At 54.0% G+C, this 23,621-nt stretch carries 19 protein-coding genes and 1 pseudogene; 19 read left to right on the plus strand and 1 reads right to left on the minus strand.

Annotation, left to right across the window (positions count from 1 at the left end):
• Positions 1–23 precede the first annotated feature (23 nt).
• From QLH52_RS12395 to traN, 14 genes are all read left to right on the plus strand, one after another.
• Positions 24–833 carry a DsbC family protein gene (locus tag QLH52_RS12395; RefSeq protein ID WP_319961777.1) on the plus strand — a complete coding sequence of 270 codons (810 nt, stop codon included), beginning with the start codon at positions 24–26 and terminating at the stop codon, positions 831–833.
• Entirely contained in the window at positions 830–1,357 is a 528-nt protein-coding gene (locus QLH52_RS12400) for a TraV family lipoprotein (RefSeq protein WP_319961778.1), read from the plus strand. The genes QLH52_RS12395 and QLH52_RS12400 overlap by 4 nt, the downstream gene beginning before the upstream one ends.
• Before the next feature lie 126 nt (positions 1,358–1,483).
• Positions 1,484–1,783 carry a TraA family conjugative transfer protein gene (gene traA / locus QLH52_RS12405; protein WP_278211042.1) on the plus strand — a complete coding sequence of 100 codons (300 nt, stop codon included), beginning with the start codon at positions 1,484–1,486 and terminating at the stop codon, positions 1,781–1,783.
• 7 nt (positions 1,784–1,790) lie between these two features.
• Positions 1,791–2,054: an RRXRR domain-containing protein gene (locus QLH52_RS12410; protein WP_319961779.1), complete on the plus strand. Its 264-nt coding sequence runs from the start codon at positions 1,791–1,793 to the stop codon at positions 2,052–2,054.
• Positions 2,051–4,465: a type IV secretion system protein TraC gene (traC, locus tag QLH52_RS12415; protein WP_319961780.1), complete on the plus strand. Its 2,415-nt coding sequence runs from the start codon at positions 2,051–2,053 to the stop codon at positions 4,463–4,465. The genes QLH52_RS12410 and traC overlap by 4 nt, the downstream gene beginning before the upstream one ends.
• Positions 4,455–4,772, plus strand: coding sequence for a hypothetical protein (locus tag QLH52_RS12420; protein ID WP_319961781.1), 318 nt, complete (start codon positions 4,455–4,457; stop codon positions 4,770–4,772). Before traC ends, QLH52_RS12420 begins: the two co-directional genes overlap by 11 nt.
• 3 nt (positions 4,773–4,775) lie before the next feature.
• Positions 4,776–5,339, plus strand: a complete 564-nt coding sequence (gene lepB, locus QLH52_RS12425; protein WP_319961782.1) for a signal peptidase I — start codon at positions 4,776–4,778, stop codon at positions 5,337–5,339.
• Positions 5,340–5,379: 40 nt separating this feature from the next.
• Positions 5,380–6,528 carry a TrbC family F-type conjugative pilus assembly protein gene (locus QLH52_RS12430; RefSeq protein ID WP_319961783.1) on the plus strand — a complete coding sequence of 383 codons (1,149 nt, stop codon included), beginning with the start codon at positions 5,380–5,382 and terminating at the stop codon, positions 6,526–6,528.
• Positions 6,525–7,553 carry a TraU family protein gene (locus QLH52_RS12435; RefSeq protein WP_319961784.1) on the plus strand — a complete coding sequence of 343 codons (1,029 nt, stop codon included), beginning with the start codon at positions 6,525–6,527 and terminating at the stop codon, positions 7,551–7,553. The genes QLH52_RS12430 and QLH52_RS12435 overlap by 4 nt, the downstream gene beginning before the upstream one ends.
• Positions 7,554–7,752: 199 nt before the next feature.
• Complete coding sequence (locus QLH52_RS12440; RefSeq protein ID WP_319961785.1) at positions 7,753–9,066, plus strand: tyrosine-type recombinase/integrase; 1,314 nt, start codon at positions 7,753–7,755, stop codon at positions 9,064–9,066.
• A complete protein-coding gene (locus QLH52_RS12445; RefSeq protein ID WP_319961786.1) occupies positions 9,059–10,906 on the plus strand; it encodes a hypothetical protein in 1,848 nt (615 codons plus the stop codon). The genes QLH52_RS12440 and QLH52_RS12445 overlap by 8 nt, the downstream gene beginning before the upstream one ends.
• A 5-nt stretch (positions 10,907–10,911) precedes the next feature.
• Positions 10,912–12,993, plus strand: a complete 2,082-nt coding sequence (locus tag QLH52_RS12450) for a hypothetical protein (protein ID WP_319961787.1) — start codon at positions 10,912–10,914, stop codon at positions 12,991–12,993.
• Positions 12,983–13,495, plus strand: a complete 513-nt coding sequence (locus QLH52_RS12455) for a hypothetical protein (RefSeq protein ID WP_319961788.1) — start codon at positions 12,983–12,985, stop codon at positions 13,493–13,495. Before QLH52_RS12450 ends, QLH52_RS12455 begins: the two co-directional genes overlap by 11 nt.
• Before the next feature lie 242 nt (positions 13,496–13,737).
• The gene (traN, locus tag QLH52_RS12460; protein ID WP_319961789.1) at positions 13,738–16,485 is read left to right on the plus strand and encodes a conjugal transfer mating pair stabilization protein TraN; all 2,748 of its coding nucleotides are present in this window, start codon (positions 13,738–13,740) and stop codon (positions 16,483–16,485) included.
• A 13-nt stretch (positions 16,486–16,498) separates the two neighbouring features.
• Here the strand turns inward: traN and QLH52_RS12465 are convergent, their stop codons facing one another.
• Complete coding sequence (locus QLH52_RS12465; RefSeq protein WP_319961790.1) at positions 16,499–16,771, minus strand: HU family DNA-binding protein; 273 nt, start codon at positions 16,769–16,771, stop codon at positions 16,499–16,501.
• Positions 16,772–16,982: 211 nt separating this feature from the next.
• Between QLH52_RS12465 and hsdR the strand changes: the two genes are divergently transcribed.
• From hsdR to QLH52_RS12485, 5 genes and pseudogenes are all read left to right on the plus strand, one after another.
• A complete protein-coding gene (hsdR, locus tag QLH52_RS12470; RefSeq protein ID WP_319961791.1) occupies positions 16,983–19,397 on the plus strand; it encodes an EcoAI/FtnUII family type I restriction enzme subunit R in 2,415 nt (804 codons plus the stop codon).
• 15 nt (positions 19,398–19,412) lie between these two features.
• A complete protein-coding gene (locus QLH52_RS12475; RefSeq protein ID WP_319961792.1) occupies positions 19,413–21,245 on the plus strand; it encodes a class I SAM-dependent DNA methyltransferase in 1,833 nt (610 codons plus the stop codon).
• A complete protein-coding gene (locus tag QLH52_RS12480) occupies positions 21,242–22,453 on the plus strand; it encodes a PDDEXK nuclease domain-containing protein (protein WP_319961793.1) in 1,212 nt (403 codons plus the stop codon). The genes QLH52_RS12475 and QLH52_RS12480 overlap by 4 nt, the downstream gene beginning before the upstream one ends.
• Positions 22,450–22,938: pseudogene (locus QLH52_RS24615) on the plus strand (restriction endonuclease subunit S); the annotation flags it as partial. The gene QLH52_RS12480 and the pseudogene QLH52_RS24615, both read left to right, overlap by 4 nt.
• Positions 22,939–23,092: 154 nt before the next feature.
• On the plus strand, positions 23,093–23,611 hold the full coding sequence (locus tag QLH52_RS12485) for a restriction endonuclease subunit S domain-containing protein (protein WP_319961794.1): 519 nt from the start codon (positions 23,093–23,095) through the stop codon (positions 23,609–23,611).
• The last annotated feature ends 10 nt before the right edge of the window (positions 23,612–23,621 follow it).

Raw genomic sequence — 23,621 nt, forward strand, 5'->3', positions numbered from 1 at the left:
TCAATCCCAACTCCAAGGTCGATATGACGCTACGCAAATTCCATTTACTGCTACTGGCACCACTGTTAGTGACTTCAGCCAGTTTTGCTGCCAATCCACAAAAGCCGGCTATTTCCGAGATTGCCGCAGGCCTTTTATCGATCAAAATCGACGGTATGCAGGATTTACCGATCTCAGGTCTGAAGATGGTCAAGACCGGCGAGCAAACCGTGTTTATTTCCAGTAACGGCCGCTTTGCCCTGACTGGCGGCAAATTAATGGATATTTGGACCCAGCAGGAAATCAAGGATCTGCAGGATATCGACAAAATCGCCAACCGCATTGATCTGTCGCGGATGAAACTCAATGTCGACGATTTAGGCCCGGTGACGATTGGTCACGGCAAAACTTCGGTGTTGGTGTTCATAGATCCGCGTTGTCCGTATTGCGGCAAGGTAATGAAAGACCTGCAAGCCTTGCAGGACCAATACACTTTCAAATTGGTGATGATTCCGATCCTCGGCCCCGAGTCGCAAAACATCGTCGTGCAACTGGCGTGTCAGTTGGGATCCAGCGATAGCAAACTCAAAGATGCCGTCCGCGACCGACTGTTGAAACAGGACTACGTCGGCTTACCGACCGAACCACCTGGCCAATGCAATAAAGAGCCGCTGCAAAAAGCCGTGGTCACCGCCAAGCTGTTTAGCTTGCAGGGCGTGCCGTTTCTGATTGCCCCGGACGGTCGTACCCACAGCGGCGCACCTGAAGTCTTGGCAGATTGGTTAGCCAATAAACCGCATGAGGTCGCCCAAACGACCGCGCCTGTCACCCCAAAACCTGAGAAAAAGCCATGAGCCGTGTTTACCGATTTACTTTGTGTAGCTTGAGCCTGATAGGGTTAGGACTATTATCCGGCTGTGCCACCACCGAATATGGCTGTAAAGGCATGCCCGACGAACCGCAATGTTTGTCAACCACACAGGCGTATCAGGAAACCAATCGCGGCTTAGCGGATGTCGCAGTTAATCCCGATCATCCTGTTGAAACAACACCTGCCAGTGATCTCAGGCCGGCAGTCCAGCAACCGGTGCCTAAAATTGACGACCCGACGCCGATTCGCACACCTTCGCAAGTGATGCGGATCTGGATTGCCCCTTGGGAAGATGCTGAAGGGGATTTGATGGTGTCGAACTACGTCTACACCGAACTGGAACCCCGGCGCTGGATGATTGGTAAGTCGGCACCGACGTTGAGTCCATCGCTGATTCCATTGCAAGTCGAGCAACGCGCGCCGGAAAAGCGCCCCTTAGCCGATGTGGATGAGGGCGAGCCGCGGACTATGCCGTCGACGCTGAACAACCCAGCCGCCAAAAACTAAACCTTACACCCTCACCGCCGGACTTTCAGGTCTGACGAGCCTTAGCGGGCGACCGCTTTATTGAGCCGGAAATTCCTTCCGAGACCAGACGGGCAACCGTCTTTACTTACACAAGAGGTCGTTTCAATGAAGTCGTCTACTCGAAGCCAGGTGTTCGTGGCCCTGGCATCGCTTTTTTTTCTATTGATGGCATCCGACGCCATGGCCGGTACCGGCGGTACCGAGTTCAACAACGTCTGGACCTTGCTGACCGGCTGGGTCGAAGGTTTGCTCGGTCGGATTATCGCCATCGTGTTCGTGATCGTCGGGCTGGTCGCCGGTGTGGTGCGTGGCAGCATCATGGGCTTTGTCCTGGGTGTGGCCAGTGGCGTGGGCTTGTTCGCAGCGCCGACCATCATCACCAATATCGTTACAGCAACCCTGTAAAGGCACTATGAGCAATTACACCGGACCCCACACCCATTCCGAGCTGGCGGCGGGTAACCGCCGTAACCCCGAACACGCGACCGATCGCACGGTTCGCGTTCAGGCCGCCGATGGCACACCACTCAATCCCTGTCATCCGGCGCGAGCGCGGGAACTGCTACGCCAAAAGCGGGCGATACGGGTCAGTCGTCATCCTTATACGATTCGCTTGTTGCAAGCGCATCAAGCTGCCGCCATGAATGTGCTGTACAGCGATGAGGTATCGAAATGAAAGTCTCCCGAACCCATACGGCGGATAGCTTGTTTTCAGCCTTAGCCTACGACAACGCACATCATTTATTTTTACTGGCCGATGCCAGTATCGGCTTTGGTTTCATCTGCCGACCACTAACTGGCGCCGATCAAAGCGTCGCGGCCCGCGTCAACGTGCTGCTGAACCAGGACTGGCCGACCGAGACCTTGCTGCAAGTGAGCTTATGGACCTCGCCAGACATCGAGGAATCGCTGGCGGTGATGCAAACTCGGCGGATTAAACAGCAAAAAAACACCTATAAAACCATGACCGGTGCCAGCATTGAGTTTTTGCGCCAAGGCACGACCAAACCGCCAGAAGCGATTTCTGGGGCGCGACTCAGACGAAGTCATGTGATCGTCACCGTAAAACTACCGATCGCCAATCCCAGACCGAACGAAACCGAAATCCGTCGGGCCACGGAATTGCAACTAGCCACCCAACAATCGTTGTCGACCATTGGTCTCTATCCATCAGTACTGGATGCCGATCAGTATGTGCGCGTGTTGAATACCCTCCTCAATTGGAAACCCGATGCCGGTTGGAAAGATCGAGTGGTACCGGAATGCGATCCAACCCAGTTGATTCGTGATCAGCTATTGGATTACGACAATGCGGTTGAGACCGATGAAAAAGGTGTCTGGCTCGGCAATAAGCGCGTGAAGACCTTATCCGCCAAACGCACACCCGATCATTTTTACTTTGGCAGTGCCAAAAGCTATCTGGGCGATATTTTGTCCGGCACGCGTGGCATTCGCCAAAATACCTTGCTCAGTCTGACCCTACATTACCCCGATGCCGAATCGACCCGCACCCGCCAGGAAGGCGTGCGGCAATTCATCACCAACCAGGTCAACACGCCGATTGCCCGCTTCTTGCCAGTATTGGTGCAGCGCAAACATAACTTTGATGTGCTGTTCGAAGCCTATGGCGACGGCGATCGGCCGATTCGTAGCTATTTTGGCGTATTGTTGTTTTGCGATGAACACGAAGAATCGGCAGCCGTCTCCAATGCGCGAGTGTATTTTCGGGAGCTGGGTTTTCAGCTGCTGGAAGATAAGTATTTTTGCCTGCCGTTTTTCCTCAACTGTTTGCCATTTGGTCCCGAGCGGTCGGCGATTGCCGATCTCAAGCGTTACCGTACCCTGGCCACTCGTCATGCCATTCCTTTGTTACCGCTATTCGGTGACTGGGCGGGCACTGGCACACCGACCTTGAACTTTATTTCGCGTAACGGCGAACACATGGCCGTATCGCTGTTTGATACCACTGGCAATTACAACCTGTGTATCGCCGCCGAATCCGGCAAAGGCAAATCCTTTCTGACCAACGAGATTATCGTGAGCTACCTGACCGAAGGCGCACAAATCTGGGCGATCGATGTCGGACGTTCCTATGAAAACCTCTGCGAGGTGCTGGAAGGCGATTTCGTGAAATTCACCCACGGCTCAGGGATTTGCATGAATCCCTTCGAGATCGTGCAGAACTTCGAGGAAGAAGCCGATATGTTAGCCGGCTTGGTCAGCCAAATGGCGGCACCGACCGAGAAACTCACCGATTTTCAAACAGCAGGTCTGAAACGGATATTGAAACAACTCTGGACTGAAAAAGCCCAGGCCATGTCTGTTGACGACATTGCCAAGCAGCTGTGCGCCGAAACCGATCAACGCTTAAAAGATGTCGGCGAGCAATTGTTTCCCTTTACTACAAGAGGCGAATACGGCCGTTACTTCAATGGGCAGAACAACGCCAAATTCGCCAGCGACTTTACCGTGCTGGAACTGGAAGAACTCAAGGGCCGTAAGCATCTGCAACAAGTGGTATTGCTGCAACTGATCTACCAAATCCAGCAGGAAATGTATCTCGGCGAACGTAACCGGCCCAAGATCGTCATCATCGACGAAGCCTGGGATCTGCTGACTGAAGGCGATGTCGCCAAGTTCATGGAACATGGCTATCGGCGGTTTCGTAAATACGGCGGTGCGGCAGTGACCATCACCCAGTCGGTCAACGACTTGTACCGCAATGCCGCCGGCCGGGCCATTGTCGAGAACTCGGCGAATATGTATCTATTAGGCCAGAAAGCCGAAGTCATCGAAGGCATGAAGCAGGATCGGCGCTTGCCACTATCGGATGGCGGCTACGAGTTGCTCAAAACCGTACATACCTTACCGGGCGCCTATTCAGAAATTTTCTTCATCACCGAGATGGGTTCCGGTATCGGCAGGCTGATCGTCGATCCCTACAAGCGCATTCTGTTTTCCACCAAACCGGAAGATGTACAGGCACTCAAGCAATTGCGCCGGCAAGGCTTGAGTCTGGGCGATGCCATTCAACAACTACTCGACAGTCGACAAACCAAACCTCGGGAGGTCAGGCATGGACGTTAAATCACAATGGCTGAGTGGGGTGTTGATCGCCGCCAGTTTAGGCACCGTGGGCGGTTGGTTTGCCGCGCATCAGCAACTGCAACAACCGATTGCTCGACTCAATCTCGTGACACCGGTGTTTATCCTAGACCGCGCCAAGCTGATTCAAGCGATACCGCCCAATGCCACGCAAGAGCAAATGGCCAAGATCGTTGACGACTGGCAAGGCCAGGCCAAAAAACTCAGCGATGCTGGCTATCTGGTGATCGATTCGACCGCCGTGGTCGCTGCGCCCAGTGATTTATACATTCAAGCGCAAGGACGGTGAGTTATGAGAGGCAATCATTCTTCATCAATCCCTACGCATTCCCAACCCACCCGATTAAGGCCTTACCAGACCAAAGCCGCTTTCGGGATGTTTTTGCTGAAGGCGCTGCCAACCCTGGTATTGATATTGGCCGTTGAACGCTACGTGGGCCAGCGATTTCTGATTGGCGGCGACGATCAAGTGGATCGATGCTTGCCGGACAAATGGATTTACCTGATCGACACCTACAACAAAGATATCTGGCGGGGCGATTTAATGGCGTTTCGCGCCGAACGCATGGCGCCGTATTTCAAGGACGGCCAGATGATTGTCAAGATTGCCGCCGGTGTCACTGGCGATCGGATTCAAGTCGACAGCCATCAAACTACGGTCAACGGTTCATTGATCATCGAAGGCTTGCCGTTAGCGGAAAAACTTAAAAAACCCGCCAGCAGTTTTAAGCGCAATGAAACGATTCCGCCGGCAGCCTACTGGATGACAGGTCAAACGCCGAAGAGTTTTGACTCGCGCTATTGGGGCTATGTCTATGACCACCAGGTGATTGGGCGGGCTTATGCGTTGTTTTGATCACCAATCCAATACGCTCTGTCTGTGGGTGCTACGACCAATGGCGTGCTTGGTAGGAACATTGTTCGCAAGCTCGGTCACGGCAGAAGAAGCCTGGCTGACACGGTCGCAGCAACTTCTCAACACGTTGCAGGGCCAAGCCAAACCCGCCTGGCTAGAAAACAATCCGCATCAACTGGAAGCCAGGCAGCAGGCACTGGAAGTGTTCAATGCTTCCAAATCTCTGACCGATTTGAAATTCGGTACGGAACAATCACCAATGGGTAAAAACGACCAACCACTCAAAGTGCTGTTTATCTCGTTTTCACTGGGTGAATCGGCACTTAAAGTCATCTTCGAAGAAGTTTCTGGGCGAGATGATGTGTTACTGGTGTTTCGCGGGCCTAAGCCTGGCCAAAAACTACCGGCGTTGATGGCTGACCTCAAGCGTCTGCTGAAAGACATTGATCCCGTCCCAAACATCGTCATTGATCCCACCCGTTTTCAACGCTGGTCGGTAACCTCAGTACCGGACATGGTCGTCGAACAAGACGGACAATCTCGTTTACATGTTCGAGGTGTCAGCAGTTTATCCTGGCTGGACCAGCAACTCAAAGCCGGCAAACAGGGTGATTTAGGCACCTTGGGCGATGTCAGCGAGATTGCTGAAATTGATTTACTGGAAGAGATCAAACGCCGGATGGCGGCCATCGACTGGAAACAAAAGCAGCAACAGACCATCGCTCGGTTCTGGGAACGGCAAAAATTTGAAGTGCTGCCAGCTGCCCATCAGGACCTCGATCGGCCTGTGGATCTGACCATCACCGCGCCGCGCGATTTGGCAGCGCCCAATGGTCAATTAATTATCCGAGCCGGACAAACCGTCAATCCGTTGGAAAAGATGCCGTTTGGCTTATGCCTGAAGGTGTTCGATGCCACGGTGCCGGCTCAAGTCGAACTGATTCGGCATCAGTCCTGCCAGGACAAAAAGGCCCACGTGATGTATTTGGCCACTTCTCTGCCGCGTCAAGATGGCTGGGAAAAGCTTAAACATTTGGAAAACACCATGCAGGCACCCGTGTATTTACTGACACCGGATGTGCGCAGCCGTTTTCAGTTACAGCATGTTCCGTCTTTCATCGAACAATCAGGCAACCATCTGATTGTTCATGAACGAAAACAGCCTGTCTCATCGGGAGAGCGGTCATGAAACGATTCGTTTTTCCTTGGGTTTTGGGAGGCTTGATAACACTGGCAACCCCGCTTTATGCCGACACCACGACCAATAGCGTCGATCCATTGTGCTCGGACGCCGAACTGTGGTCCGGCAAGCTGATCACCGATATTTGCTGGAGTTGTCTGTTTCCGATTCGGGCGGCGGGAGCTTCGCTGGGCGGTGGCAACGTACCGAGCATCGCTACAGACGAGAAGTTTTGTTTCTGTACTGATCCGATGGGTATTCCCGAGTTGGGCATGACCATGGGACTTTGGAATCCCGCACGGCTGATCGAGATCGTCCGTAATCCTTGGTGTTCGCCGGCGCTGGGAGGCCATAAGTTCAGTGCTTCAAATGTGCGATTGATCGCCACCACCGGCAAAGCCGACTTCGATGCCAGTGAGATGTCGTTTTTCAATTACCACTACTTCGCCTTTCCGCTGACCATTATGCTGGATCTGTTCTGGGATGGTCGCTGCAACAGTGACGGCTACCGGGATTTTGATCTGCTGTATGTATCCGAGCTCGATCCCACCTGGAATAGCGACTTATTGGCGTTTTTTACCAGTCCGGAGACGGCGTTGTTTGCCAATCCGGTGGCGATTTCAGCGTGTGTGGCTGATGCGGCAGCGGCAGCCACCGGCAATCCCTTGGATGCGTTGTTCTGGTGTGCCGGTGCCTGGGGGCATATGTATCCCTTATCCGGCATTTCGCCGACCAGTTACGGGACCGATCCCAGAATTACCAGTTTATTAGCCACGCGGGCGACGGCCTCGTTGCATCGGCGCGGGCTGGCCTGGAAAACCTCGGGCAACGACGCGTTATGCGGCGGCACTATCTATCCCTTCATCCCCAAATCGCAATACCGGCTATCCATGTTTTATCCGGTCGCCGAAACCGACTCCAATCACGCCATTGGTGAGACCACCTTCAAGTGGGGCGCGGGACGGACTTATCCGGGGCCAGGTGAAGATCATCTCTACCTGCTGTGGCGTTGGCAGGACTGTTGTCTATTCTAGGGCGAACTGTTCACGATGAATCAGTCTAACACATTGATTAACAATACAAATGTGAGATCAACCATGAACAGAGAATTCCTTAAAGCAAGTTGTATCAACCCGGTCATAAAAGTGTTCACACGATGGCCTTATCCATTGGAATACCAAGATTGTCCAAGGGATATCTGTTCACAGTCATTTATCGATCAGTAGGTGTGCCGTGAACACTATTGTCCGATCAGCCATTCATCTTGATCAGCATCCAGCCATGTCTTCGGAGGTATTGGCATCCAGTGCTTTACCAACGGGATTTTTATTTTTGGTTGACGATGATACGGGACGCGTCATAGAGCCGGTATTACTCTATCTGATGGATCGATTCCTCATTCGTCACGGCAATACCAGGCCGAATACGTTGCGAGCCACGGTCTACAACCTGAAGGATTGGTGGGCGTTTCTGGCGGAGTTTGCCAAAACTTGGAACGAAGTCAGTGAGGATGATCTTCGATTTTACCGGGACGCTATGCTGCAGACCGTGTCGCCCAAAACCCATCAACCCTATGACGTAGGCACTGTCCGCCGTCGACTGACCACGGTATTGCAGTTCTATGACTGGGCCCGGCGGGCGGGGCTTTTCGGCGCGATTTTCGATTCGAAATCCACCCGCCAAATCGTCAGATCGATGGATCACGATGCGTTGGCACATTTGCATGCAAATCCGGTACAGCGTACCACCTCTGATTTACTGCCGTTACCGCGTCGGGGCGCCGATGATGACGTTCGACCATTGACTGAAACGGAATATCGCACGGTTGCCCATTGTCTTGGGCCGCTACCGCCTGGCAGCACCCAATCTGGCGATGATTGCCGTCCAACCTTGGACCGGCTGATTGCCGAAATTGCCCTCCATACCGGCATGCGGCGGGATGAAATCTCTTCATTAAACCTTTGGCAAATTCTAGATCTACGACCTGATGCATCCCAACCTTTCGGTGTGGCGAAGCTGCGGCTCAGTAAAACCAAAGGTCTCAGGCCGCGTGTCGTGTTCATGCCTAATTGGCTGGTAACGGCATTGCACTGGTATATCGACCATGAGCGCAAGGACGCGCTGCATGCTGCCAAAAAGCAAAGCCAACTCAAAGAACCGAGCGCATTGTTTTTGAACGGTATCCATACCGGACGCCATGTCGGAAAACCGATTCAAAATGGCAGTATCGATGCGCATTTTCGGCAGGCTTTGTTTGCCGCCGGCTTGACGTATACCGTACATAAAACAGATCCGGAAACAGGGAAAGCGTATACCACGCAAGAGCCCCGTCATGTTTTCCACGACCTCAGACATACCTTTGCGACCTGGCTGTATTGGTTTGAAAAGTCGCTGGGCAATGCGGAACCCTGGAAAAAGATTCAGGCACGCTTGGGGCATACCGCGTTGGCGACGACCACCAATCTCTACTTGCGCGCCGTGACGGATTTTGAAGCGCAAGTCAGTGATACCACCATGAAGTTTTTCGAGGCGATGCGTCATGGCTAAGTCATTTTCTGATCGCGGCTCCACACGTCCCAGTCGCTACGCACAACTCGTGGGTACGACTGTAACAGATCTCGACGCCGTTCGTCGGGAACGCCTATCCTCGGTCAGTGAAGAAACCGATGGGGATGGCAAACGACGGTTATTCATTCGTTTCCCAACACCACACAGCCGAGAATCCATTCAAACCTTGGAGGTTTCAAACTGGCTGATGGCGCCCGAATTGGCGGTTGCCTTTGCCGAGATGGTCGTCGTATGGGGTGGGGATAAATCCGAACCAAGTCGGCAAACGTTTATCAACGATCTGAACCATGGGTTTTTCCAGTATCTGGCTCGCAACGATAGGCCAGCGCCCAGTCTGGCAACCCTTAACACCGCATTCATCAATGGTTTTATCGAATGGCTGGGGCGCATGGAAGACGGCGCCTATGTGCTTGCGGCGTACACCCGCTTGCATTATCTGGGTGCGGTTCGCAGCGTGGTTTCTCACCTGAAAAAATCTAAGCAGTACCGATCCCAGTTAAGTAAGGATTTACATATTCGCCGCAATCCCTGGCCAGGGGCGTCACGACAAATCGCCCATCCGACAAAAATCATCGCGCCGGCGGACTGGATCCATCTTCATAGTATGTGTATCGAAGCCTGTACGCAAATCATGCAAACCGTCGAACAGGGCTGGACGATGTTGGCCGAAGAATCCCCCGAACCCAATAGCCTGGCAAGCCATTTGCAACAATTGGACGCACTGTTTCCGACAGTGATCGGGTCTTTCGTCAAACTTCAGCAACTCGACGCGCCATTGGCTCGCCAAATCGGCACGCCGGAATCGCTGGCGACACTCAGAACCTACTTTCACCCCTCGCCAAGGGATCTGGTGCCGTTCCTGTTGTTATTGGCCATGGTGAGTTTTTTCAGTGGCGAAACGCTGTTTGCAACCCGCCGAAGCGACGTGTCCTATATCGAAATCCAGGGTGTCAAACGCTTGGTTTGGCGCCCCTATAAATCAAGAAGCCGACGCCGACAGCATCGCAGTTTTCCGATCTCGGATGCCCCAGACAGTCCGACGGTGTTGATTCCGTTTATCGAGCGCTGGACAGCACGGATTCGTCCAGTAGCAACACCGCGTTTGCAAGAGTGGTTGTTCATCTGGATTCCCGTGAACAAACCGTCAGAGCCTCATGGTTTCGAATCCAAGTCGGGAGGTAGTAAAGGAGCCTGGCAAAACCATTTGTCAGCCTTTTTGATCGAGAACGAACTCCCTCATCTGACACTCAGGCAAGTTCGCACAACCGGCCTGGATAATGTCCATACCTGGTTTGACGGCGATCTCCTTGCACTGCAAGCCGCCAGCGGCCATCAAAACCCTGAGGTCATCCTCTCGCATTACACGTCCGATGCGGCACGCAAACGCCATGATGAGCGACTCGGCGATGTCATGACCTTGCGTAGCCGTTGGCGAGAAACCGATGGCATTATCGATCCACGCACATTGCCGCCCAACCAGGACTTGGCGGCCGCGACACCGGGATGGCGCTGCTTTGATCCTTATGACAGCCCGGTGCCTGGTCAAGATAAAGGCAAATTGTGCAGTGCTTACGGCGCTTGTCCAGGCTGTGCGTTAGCTCATTTGAATCTTCAGGACGGCTACGCGCTGGCTCGTGCGCTACAGCTGAAAGTCAAAATCGAACAGGCCCAAACCCAATTACCGGCAGCACGCTGGTTGACGGCGTGGGCACCGAGATTGCAACGCCTGATCGAATACTGGCTCCCGCGTTTCCAGGATGAAACGGTGATCCGCGAAGCCGACCAATGGGATTTGGACGACTTGCCTGACCTGGAGTAATCGTCATGACCTCACTCAATTCATTCACCAAACCCCAGATTCATTTGCTATCGGCCGATGATCTGAGCTCGCAACGCGTTTCCCCCATCAGCCTCTGGGGTGACGCCCAATGGCGCCTGGATAATCCGACCCCAGGGCAACCCGATCATCGCGCCACCGTGAACTGGAATATCAAACTGCCTCACGGACAGAGCCTACTGGACCCGCAATGGGCCGGGTTACTCGACAGCTTACGACGCTTTGTCTGGAGTTTGCTGACCGATCCCCGTGAAGGTAAAAGCCTGAAAACCACGTCGATGGCAACCATTAGTCGGATGTTGGCTTACCTGGTTAACTGGATGGCCACACAGGATTTTCGAGCCATCCATGAATTGGACAACCATGCCAGTTGGGAATACGTCGAACACGTCGCCATAACGGGGAGCAATAAACAATATTCATCCTTGCATGAGGGTTGGGTCTGGCAACGGCTCCATATTTTGACGCTGTTGTATAAGCAAAGCGGCGCATTGCGGGACTCCGGCGTCAGCCCGATGCCGGAGCCACCGTTTGACGGCCGCAACCCCTTCGATGTTGCCAAACGCATCACGAATCGCCAGCGCGATTTCATTCCACCCTTACCGGATGCAGTGGCATTGCCGATCATGACCGCTGCAGAGCGATTGATCGGGGTACCTGCCGATGACGTGATCAAGCTGCAGGAAATTTATCTTGCAGCTTATGCACTAGGCGGACCTGGCAATCACAAAGGGCCAGGCCACAGTTTGCCGGTTAGAACCGATGCCGCTCGCCGGGCTGTCAGTTCATTCCAGTTTTCGATGCTTGCCGGTGAATCAGTACCTTGGCATAACGTCATCGACACTCAACCGCGAAGAGGCGCTGGGCAAGTTGATTTCGTTGCCGCCATCCGATCGTTGATTATGGATATTCGGATTGCCTGCATCATCGTGCTACAAAGCCATGTCGGTTTACGCATCAGTGAAGTGATGGGCCTAAAAGCCGGTATCGCCCCCGATAGCGGATTGCCGTCCTGCCTACAACAACGCCCGTCAAAAACCGGCTTGAATACCATTTTTTATCTCAATAGCCTGGCCGCCAAAATCCATGGCAGACCGGTGGAATGGATCGTCGGCGCTCGCCCGGCCGACAGTCAGTATCTTCCTCCCCAGGTCAGAGCATTAGTCGTACTCGAACGCTTGTTTCGACCTTGGCGTCAGTTAGGCAATTGCCAACATCTGATCGTGTCGTTTTGCGCTAACCGCGGGCTGCCGAAAAACCAACGATCGGTTGGGCGCCCTTACAGTGATAATGTCAATCTCGGCCAAAAGGATTTTCTGCGCCGCTACGTCGATTGGCAAGCATTACCGCCTAGCCCCGAACTAGACGCGTATCGGGATGGGCGCTCGCTACGCACGCACCAGTGGCGGAAAACCTTTGCGCTGTATGTCATCCAGGTGGATAGCCGCATGCTGCCGCACATTAGCCAGCATTTCAAACACCTGTCTCTGGCCATGACCGAGCAAGGCTACATCGGTCGCGATCCGGAAATCATTGAAGCCTTGTCTGATGCTCGGGCCCGCCTGACCGTTCGGTTGTTATACGAAGCCGCAACGGGTAATGCGACCTATGCCGGCAACATGGCGCCATGGCTCGAAGCCCATCGAAAATCGGTTAGAGCATCCATGCAGGACAAGACTCCGGAACAAATCCTTAGCGACCTGGAACACGAAGTCGTCGAGCACGATTTTAGAATTTGGTTCGCTGACCACGGGAAATGCCTGATCGAGCTAAAACCGGAATCGGCACGTTGCCATCAGATCGCCGGCACTACCCATTGGGAGGACTCGAATCCGAATTTCCAATACCGCGAACCATCGGTTTGCGTTGGCTGCGAATGTTTCCTGATCGACCGGGACAGCGCTGGGTTCTGGCGCAAGCGCTATCTCGATAATCAGCAAGCCGTGGTGAATGCCGAACGCATTGGCCGTGGTGACGAGTTTTATGTTGCCCGTCAGAGGGCGCGGCAAGCGGCGGCCATTCTGCACGTCCTGGGTGAAGACATCGAGGAGAACAGCCATGACGCGTAAATCCAAAACACCACCGCCCATCGACCCGATCGAGCAAGACTTTCTGGATGCGCTTGAACGTCTGGAAGGCGGTGCACCACTAGACCCGAAGCTCGCCAAACAAGCCAAGTCAGGCACGCTCAAAATCAACGTTTCGACGGTTGCCCAGGAAGCCGGTCACAGCCGAACCCTGATTGGACACGACGGTTGCAAATACCCTCGCATCAGGACACGCATCATGGCATTGAAAGCGCCTGTTACACCAACAACAAACGCCGAAACCGTCATCCGGCACCTGCGCGAAGAGAACGCCGAGCTGCGGAGAAAACTGGTTCAACGCGATACGGAAAACGCCGCGCTGATAGTCCGGCTCCGTCAATTGGAAATCGACACTCAACGGGCGCTGCGCAAAGCCGAACGCATAGCCAACCGATCCGAAAAACCCTCGGATCAGCTTGCCGGCGCGAGCATTCCAGCTGAACGCGGCGAAATTTTACCTTTTCCGGCACCCCAGGAGGAGTGAGTGCAATTATTTACCCCATATCAAGTATCAACCAGCTGCCGCCGGTACCGATCCATCGGTTATCATCGGACTAGTCAGGTTCCCATGTGGGGACTGGCCCGTGAACAGTTCAGAACCGGCATTCACTGCGGCAACCCATGCGTGGCAAGGGTTGCAGGCGTTTCGTGGACACATTCGTCCAATAGAAACTGCTGTGTGGGGCTGTGATGGGCGTTAGGGCGTTATTCGAACCGCAACGTTGCTTGACGCAGATACTATCAGCGATTTTATGCGTGTCACTGGCCTGGACCCCGTTTGGCGTTTCATGGGCCGATGCGATTCAGGCAGCTGGGCGCGATGGTCAACAACTCGGACAGCAAGTTCTGGGCGGTTTTGCGTTTCCGCTCGATACCGGCATCGGCACGCTGACCTTAAATCCAGGAACGGCTCAGGAGAGCGCCATTTCAATCGGCACGCTGTTTCCGGATACCAATAGCGCATCAACCACGACCAGCGATTTTGCCAATCTCTATGGCAACAATCCCGGCACGCTGGCGGCGGGTCTGGATGCACAGACAGCCTTAAACGGCGAAACCAGCTTCACCGGCGAAGCCTATCGCACGCTGGTCGATAATGCCCACCAGTCGCACCCGGACTTACAAGCCGATCCGATCTGGCAAAACGGCGATCAGGTGTTTGCCGATTTTACCCCATGGGCTCAGTCATTCTCGGACTGCACGACCACGACGACCCAAACCGAGACTCAGCAATCTGTGCGGGTGCCGGATTATCAACTCTGCCTCAGGCAACCGACGGTACCGCAAAGCTGCACAGCCACCCACCAAGTCAATGTACAGCCCTTGATCCGTTTTGTCAGTGGGGATGGCGGTTTTTCCAGTTGCGGGCCGGGGTGCATGGATTTGTATGTCGGCCGGGTCGGTGATGATTATTGGGAATCGGATTGTGGCTTGTTTACCTGGCAGGTCAAATACGAGGTCTTGCATCCGGAAGCCATCACCAGTGCCACGCTGGAGTACGTCAAATACGATGACCACACCCGTGTCTATTACGACAATCAGTTGATCTATACCGGTGCCAGCGGCTGGTTCGGGGATTGCGAGCTTTACACCAGTTGGAACGAATATCCCAACACCAATGTGCTGTATGCCTTCAATAGCAGTGGCATCAAGGTGTTCAAGGAAGAAACCCGCGTTTCTGGACGTGGAGAAGGCTATTCTCGGATTCGGCTGCGCTATGACCTGTCAAAACTGATCACCCAGGACGAATGGAGCTGGAGCGGTCCCAATTGCCAAAACTTGGCCAATGCGATTACCGATGGCATTTGCCAGGCTGGCAGTCAACTGAGTTGCACAAACGATCCGGCCAATGCTTCGGGTTGTTACGTCGATCCGACTTCGCAGGTGATGGTCTGCGGTACGGATTTAGCCCAAGCCCCGGTGGCGCGTTCAACGGGGATTCGCAACACTTGCATGAATATTCAAGCCTCAGGAAGCTGCGATTTGAATCAATACGGTCAATGTTGGACCGATACCGCCGGTACCCATTGCCTGGAGCCACCCGCGAACGGAATACCCAATAAGACCTGCGCGTCCTTGGAAAGCCAAGGCTGCTCATTCATTAAAAGCCAATGTACCAGTGTACTGCTCTCAGGCACTTGCTGGGACAGCGTCGATACCTACGACTGCGGGCAAACGGTGGGCATTCCCGGCATTCAAAGCAATACCCAACAGCAATGTGCCGGGCCGATACGCTGCATGGGCGAAGATTGCATCAGCGTGAATCGCACCCAGAGCCAGGATTTCAGCAAGGCGGTCGCCTTACTCAATAGCGCCCAGCAAATGGCGATGGATTTAGATTGTGATTACGCCAACGCCGATCTGCAGCAAAAGGATCCTACCACTTGCCAAGTATTTCAAGGCAAACCGGCCAGTTGCAAAATGGTCGGCGGCGCACTCAGTCTGGTGGATTGTTGCGAAACGCCTTCGGGTGCGATGGGGCTGGGCCGTTATATCGATTTACTGATTGCCACCAGTCAAATGGACAGTACCGTGATGGCAATGGACAGTACCTCGGCGATTCGAGGCGCCTGGGAAACCATGCGCACCCCGTTCACGTTGGCCGGCGATGCCTGGAACAGTTTTCAGGCGGATTTTGCCTCGACGGTGAATGACTTGGTCGGTACCGACATGCTCAGTACCAACGATATTGCCTCGCAAGGCTTGCTCGACTCGCTCAAAGGCGAATTGATGAAATCCGTGGCGGAATGGATTGGCCAGACCTTTGGCCAAGCGGCCGGCAATGCTTTGTTCAGCGCCGGTGGTCAGGCAGCCTTTGATGCGGCGGGCAATCTGACACCTGCCGCGCAATCCGGTGGTTTGCAATTAGGCGGTGGTGCCGCTTTTGCCGGGCAACTGCTTAGCACACTGATGGCCGCATACACCGCCGTGATGATCATCATCATGATTATCCAAATGGTCTATTCCTGCGAGGAACCGGAATACGAACTGGCCGCCAAGAAACAACTGAAAGTCTGCACGGATCTGGGTACCTATTGCGAGAGTAAGGTGGCTGGTGTGTGTTGGGTGCGCAAGGAAAGCTACTGCTGCTACAACTCGCCGCTAGCACGCATTCTCAACGAACAAATCAAACCGCAATTGGGGATGGATTTTGGCACGCCGGAAAGTCCGAGTTGTACCGGCATCAAAGTCGGTGATTTGGATCGGGTGGACTGGACACAAGTCAATCTCGACGAATGGTTGGCAATTCTGGCACAGACCGGGCATTTGCCGTCCGCCGCCAATGCCGCATCCATGCTCAATCTCGATCAACTCACCGGCACAGGCAGCCGACTCAATCCGCAGAAATACGGCGCAGCCTCCAGCGGCCGGCAAGATACCTTGACCCGCACCCAAGGCCGGATGACCGATCTGGATGTGCCTACGGTCAAACGACAGTCGGAACTGGAAGGCTGGGGTATGGGTCCGCAATGATGCGGCCTAAACCTTACTGAACCGCGTCTTTCAAGCCTTTGCCGGCTTTGAACGATGGCAATTTGGCGGCGGCAATGGTAATCGCTTCGCCAGTTTGCGGATTACGGCCTGAGCGCTCGGCACGCTCCTTCACTTCAAAGGTGCCAAAGCCCACCAACGCCACGGAATCGCCGGCTTTTAATGCCGTTTGAATGGATTGGGTAATGCCATCCAATGCACGACCGGCGTCGGCTTTAGTCAGGTTGGCGTGGCTAGCAATGGCGTCGATGAGGTCGGATTTGTTCATGTATGTTATTTCCTTTTTTACGAAGATGGTTAAATTGAAATTTTGTCAGCGACCGAGACTCAATGTTACACAGAGCGATTGTAGACAGAAAGCTAGATTGCTACTTCCCAGGATAGCGAATACTTATGAATTGAGCCGCTTAGCTGCTAACATTCCATCATTTATTGATACTACATAATAACCGTTAGGCATTTGATCAGGAAAGAACTGGATGGATAGGGATAACAGACGCGATATGATCATGACCGAGGCGGATACCAGTCGCGAATTTGTTACCCCCAAATTGGTTAATTCAGGCTGGTCAGTCTCGCCCCATTCAATCGGCGAACAACGCAGTTTTACCAACGGTCGGATCTTTGTTACCGGTGGCAAAGTACGTCGCGGTCAACAAAAGCGCGCCGATTATCTGCTGTATTACCGACGCGATTTTCCACTCGCCGTCGTTGAGGTCAAAAGCATTGCCTTTCCCGCCGAAACCGGCGTCCAGCAAGCCCGCGAATATGCCGAAATCCTTGGTCTGAAATTCGCATACGCGACTAATGGTCGGCATATTATCGAAATCGATTACACGACTGGCACCGAAAAACTAATCGCTAATTACCCAAGTCCTGCTGAGCTTTGGCAACGTTTAACTATTTCGACAACGTTATCCGAAGCGGCAGGCAACCACTTATTAGAACCCTTTAACCTGGTTTCCGGCAAAACCCCGCGTTACTATCAGGTCATCGCCATCAACCGGATCATTGAAGCTATCCTGTTAGGACAGAAACGCATCCTTGCTACGCTGGCAACCGGCACCGGCAAAACCTGCGTGGCATTTCAATTGTGTTGGAAGTTGTGGAATAGCCGCTGGAACCGCACAGGCGAATACCGCCGCCCCAAAATTCTGTTTCTGGCCGACCGCAACATTCTGGTCGACGATCCGATGGCCAAAATGTTTGCCCCGTTCGGCGATGCCCGTTTCAAAATCTCCGGCAACGATGTCAGCCAGGGCCGGGAAATGTATTTCGGCATCTATCAGGCATTGACCAATCCTTATAGTGATGTGTTTCGTCAGTACCGGCCAGACTTTTTCGATTTGATCATCATCGACGAGTGCCATCGCGGCTCCAGTCGCAACGACAGCAGTTGGCGGGCGGTGCTGGATTATTTCCAACCGGCGGTACAAGTCGGCATGACAGCCACACCGTTACGCGAAGACTCACGCGATACTTATCAGTACTTTGGTAATCCGGTTTACACCTACAGCCTACGTCAAGGCATAGAAGACGGCTTCCTGGCGCCTTACCGGGTACATCGCGTGATTACCACGGTTGATGCCGCCGGTTGGCGGCCTTCCAAAGATGAGCTCGATCGTTACGGCCGTCCGGTACCGGATGACGAATATCAAACCAAGGATTTCGAGCGCGTCATAGCCTTGCGGGCGCGCACCCGTGCCATGGCTAAACATCTGACGGATTTTTTGAAAGGCACCGACCGTTTCGCCAAAACTCTGGTGTTTTGCGTCGATCAGGAACACGCTTCGGAAATGCGCCAGGAACTGCTTAATTTGAATAGCGACTTGGTCAAGCAATATCCCGATTACGTCTGCCGGGTTACCGCCGATGAAGGCGCTATCGGCCTAACCCATCTTGCTCATTTTCAGGATGTCGACAAACCTACACCCGCCATCCTGACCACCTCGCAACTACTCACCACCGGCGTCGATGCCGAAATGGTGAAAAACGTGGTTTTAGCTCGCGTCGTCGGTTCGCGCTCGGAATTCAAGCAAATCGTCGGTCGCGGCACGCGCCTGAAGGTCGATTACGGCAAGGAATATTTCAACATCATCGATTTCACCGGCACCGCAACCCGGCATTTCGCCGATCCGGACTTTGACGGCGATCCGGCGCGTATTGAAGAAGTCACCATCGATGAAGAAGGCGAAATTGTCGATACCACGGTCGAGATCATCGACAACGAAATCCAGGAAACACCCGGCGAATACCAAGCGGACGATGACAACCCTACTGACGGCGAAGGCGAAATCATCACCGATCCGCAGCAGGAACCGCGTAAATTCTATGTCGATGGCGGCACGGTCGAAGTCATCGGCCATCTGGTCTATGATCTGGATACCGACGGCAAAAAACTGCAAGTCGTGCGCTACACCGAATATTCCGGGCGCGCGGTGCGTTCGATGTACCCCGGCAGTCAGGAATTTCAGCGCGACTGGGCCAACCCGGATACTCGTAGCGACTTGTTACGCGAACTCACCGAACGCGGCATCAGCTTCGAAGAACTCACCGCATCGTCCGACTTGCCGGATGCCGATCCCTTCGATTTGCTCTGCCATCTGGCCTGGAATGCGCCGTTGCTGACCCGTCGGCAACGCGCCGAGCAAGCCCGTAAATCGGCGCAAAATCTGTTCAGCCAGCACAGCGAAACGGCCCGCGAAATCCTGGCGCTGATGCTGGACAAATACATCGAACGTGGCATTAGCCAATTCAATGCCTTATCCGAATTGATGAAAGTCCAGCCGTTCGAACAATACGGCACCCCCTCGGAAATCGCCAACCGCCATTTTGGCGGCATTCAGGGCCTGAAAGCGGCTGTGTCGCAATTACAGTCCGCCCTCTACCAATAATCATTACAATTTTGCATGGCCAAACCTAAAAAAACCTTAACTACTCAGCTAACCACCGCACAACAACTATCCGCATTGATCAAATCGGCGCGCGACATCCTGCGTAAAGACAAAGGCTTGAACGGCGACGTCGACAGGCTACCTCTACTTACCTGGGTGATGTTTCTGAAATTCCTCGACGATCTGGAACTCCTCCACGAACAGGAAGCCGAGCTGGACGGCAAACGCTATCAAGGCATCGTCGAATCGCCTTATCGCTGGCGGGATTGGGCAGCACGGGAAGACGGTGTCACCGGCGAGGAATTATTGTCCTTCATCAACCAAGACGAAACCATCCGTCCCGACGGTCAACGCGGCAAAGGCTTGTTTGCCTATCTGCGCGGCTTGGCTGGCGAAGGCGAAAAAGGCAGTCAGCGCGAAGTCATCGCCAACGTCTTCAAAGGCGTGCAAAACCGCATGGTCAGCGGCTTTTTACTGCGGGACATCATCAACAAGATCAACGGCATTCATTTCAACAGCAGCGAAGAGATTCACACCCTGTCGCATTTGTACGAGTCCATGCTACGGGAAATGCGCGACGCGGCTGGCGATTCCGGCGAATTTTATACCCCGCGCCCGGTGGTCCGCTTCATGGTCCAGGTCTCCGATCCCAAACTCGGCGAAACCGTGCTCGATCCGGCTTGCGGCACAGGCGGTTTTCTGGTCGAAGCCTACGACCACTTGCTCCAGCAAGTCGTTACCCCTGACGACCGCCGCACCCTTCAGCGCGAAAGCCTGTTCGGACAGGAAGCAAAACCGTTGCCGTATATGCTGGTACAGATGAACTTACTATTGCACGGTCTGGAAGCCCCGCAGATCGGTTATGGCAATACTCTGGAACGCCGCGTCACTGAAATCGGCCACAGCGAACGCATCGATGTCATCCTGACCAATCCGCCGTTCGGCGGCGAGGAAGAAGCCGGCATCAAAGCCAATTTTCCGGCCAACATGCAAACCGCCGAAACCGCTTTGCTGTTCCTGCAATTCATCATGCGTAAATTGCGCTATGCCGGCTTCGGTGCGGAACGTGGCGGTCGCACCGGAATGGATCCCGTCCATTCCGGCACTTCCTCCCTCCGTGGAGGTCGCGCCGCTGTGGTCGTGCCCAACGGCACCTTGTTCGGCGATGGCGTGTGCGCCACCATCAAGGAAGAACTGCTGAAAGAATTCAACCTGCATACCATCGTCCGCCTGCCGCAAGGCGTATTCGCGCCCTATACCGATATTCCGGCCAATCTGCTGTTTTTCGAGCGCGGCGGCCCCACCGAGACCATTTGGTATTACGAACAGCCATTACCGGAAGGCCGCAAGAAATACAGCAAAACCGCACCCTTGCAATTCGAGGAGCTGGAGCCGGCCTTAAACTGGTGGCACAACCGCGAGGAAACCCCGCAAGCCTGGAAAGTCAACTTCGCCGGCAAACGTGCGGCAGCCTTGGCCGCCGCCGAACCCCAATGGCAACGCGCCGAAAGCGAACGCTCAGCAGCGTTAGCCTTGGGCAAACAGATTCGCGAACTGGAACAAGCCGTGTCCGCCGCCGGCAACGGTGACAAAGCCGCATTGCAAAGCCAGCTACGTGACCTGAAAGCCAAACAACAAGCCCACGAAGCCGCCGCCAAAGCCGCACAAAGCGAAGGTGATGCGCTGTACTGGCCGATTTATAATCTCGATCAAAAGAATCCCCATGCCAAAGCTGGCCTGGAACATGCCGATCCCAAAGACCTAATTGCCAGCATGCGCAGTCACGAAACCGAAGTGATGCGTTTATTGGGCGAGATCGAGACATTGGTACATGAGGTGGAACAATGAGCGAATCCAATCATTTGCCCAGCGCTTACGGCGACATTCATACCGACATTGTCGCGTTACTGGAAAACGCTCGCCGCGCCGCCGCGCGTAGCGTCAATGCCTTAATGACGGCCAGTTATTGGGAGATTGGCCGCCGCATCGTCGAATTCGAACAAGGCGGCGAAGACCGCGCTGCGTATGGTGATGCCATAACTGAACGTCTTGCTCTCGATTTGACCCATCGTTTTGGCCGGGGCTTTAGCGTTCGTAATCTCCAGCAAATGCGGGCGTTCTATCTTGCGTGGCCGCTAGATAACATTTGCCAGACAGTATCTGGCATTTCTTCCCGAAATACGCAGACACTGTCTGCGCCATCTTTCATGTCACCCATTATGCAGACATTGTCTGCAGAATCGTCCTCAACGCCAATTATCCAGACAGCGTCTGGACAATTACTCACGCTTGCAACCTTGGCCGAAGCTTTCCCGCTGCCCTGGTCGGCTTACGTGCGCTTGCTTTCGGTCAAGAAAACGGAAGCGCGCGGCTTTTATGAAACCGAAGCCCTGCGTTGCGGCTGGACGGTGCGGCAACTGGATCGGCAGATCAACAGCCAGTTTTACGAACGCACCGCTTTATCCAACAACAAAGTAGCGATGTTGGCGCAAGCGGAACACGCCGAGCCGGATGACGCCATCACGGCGGAACAAGCCATCAAGGATCCGTTCGTGCTGGAATTTCTTAACCTGAAAGACCAATATTCGGAATCCGAGCTCGAAGACGCGCTGATCCAGCATTTGGCCGATTTTCTGCTGGAATTGGGCGATGACTTTGCTTTTGTAGGTCGCCAGCGCCGCTTGCGGCTCGACGATACCTGGTTTCGCATCGACTTGCTGTTTTTCCATCGCCGCCTGAAATGTCTGGTGGTGATCGATCTCAAAGTCGGCAAGTTCAGCTATGCCGATGCCGGCCAGATGCACCTGTACCTGAATTATGCCCGCGAACACTGGATGAAACCCGGCGAAAACCCGCCGGTGGGACTGATTCTGTGCGCCGCCAAAGGCGCGGCGGAAGCGCATTACGCCTTGGATAACCTGCCGAACAAAGTACTGGCCGCCGAATATCAAACCGTGCTGCCGAATGAGAAGCTGTTGGCGGAGGAATTGGAGCGGTCGCGGGTTGAACTGGAGGCGCGGCGGTTGACGGGTTCGAAAATAGAGGGCGACATATGAGTCGGTGGCCATCGGTCGAACTTGGCGAGGTATTACATACTCAAATTGATGCTGTTGAAAGTGCTGAACTGGAAACGGTCAATCTTGCTGGTGTTTACGGTTTTGCCCGAGGCCTATTCAAACGAGAACCTATTTCTCCACTGGACACAACCTATAAACGCTTTCACCGCTTGAATGCTGGGGATTTTGTTATCAGCTCGCCCAAGGCCTGGGAAGGCGCTATTGCTCGAATCCCAGAAGAATTTGATGGATGGTTTTTATCGCCTGTATTTCCAACTTTTAGAGCGAATCCGGATCGGCTCAATACTCGTTACCTCGATTGGTATTGCAAAAGGGAAGCAGTTTGGACACAGCTACAAGGGAAAGCCAAAGGCATGGGCGCGCGACGTGAGTCGGTATCGCCGGCTCAGTTTTTGAGCCTGAATATTCCACTGCCTACAATTGACGAACAACAATGTATCGTTGCCCGCCTGGATCAATTGGCGGAAAAAGTTCGGCAAATCGATCAACATCTGGATGCCATCGACGCGGTTGCCGAGGCGCTATTAATCAGTCTGCATCATAAATTCGCGGCAGAGCGCATGGTTCGCCTAGGCGACATCATCGAATTATTCGAGGAATCCGAACTCATCAAACCTGATGGCCAATACCCTCAAGTCGGTGTGCGCGGCTTCGGCGGTGGACTTCGCCAAGCCGGCATTGGCGGGAACGGAAACGTCATACAGAGCCTTCAATCGCCTGTATGCCGATGCCATCGTGCTAAGCCAAGTCAAAGGCTGGGAAGGCGCGCTGGCAGTCTGCCCGCTCGGATTGGCCGGCATGTTTGTCTCGCCGGAGTATCGAACTTTTCGTTGCAAACCCGATCTGGCAAGCCCTGCCTATCTGGGAGAACTGATCAGAACGCCGTGGTTCTGGTCACTACTTCAAGCCGCAACCCGAGGCGTTGGCGCCCGCCGAGAACGCACCCGCCCAGAGCAGTTTTTGAACATCGAGCTGCCCATGCCGGAATTACATGAACAGCTAAAAATCGTTGAAATCCTGTCCCGTCAAAACGAACTGAAACAACGGCACACCAAAATCCGCGAAGCCAATCAGGCGCTAATCCCAGCCACGTTAGAGCGCATTTTTTCATCCAAGGGCTACCAACATGGCAGATAGCTTTCCACAA

Origin of the sequence: Methylomonas defluvii, from assembly GCF_033949435.1 — a bacterium.
Lineage (GTDB): Bacteria > Pseudomonadota > Gammaproteobacteria > Methylococcales > Methylomonadaceae > Methylomonas > Methylomonas defluvii.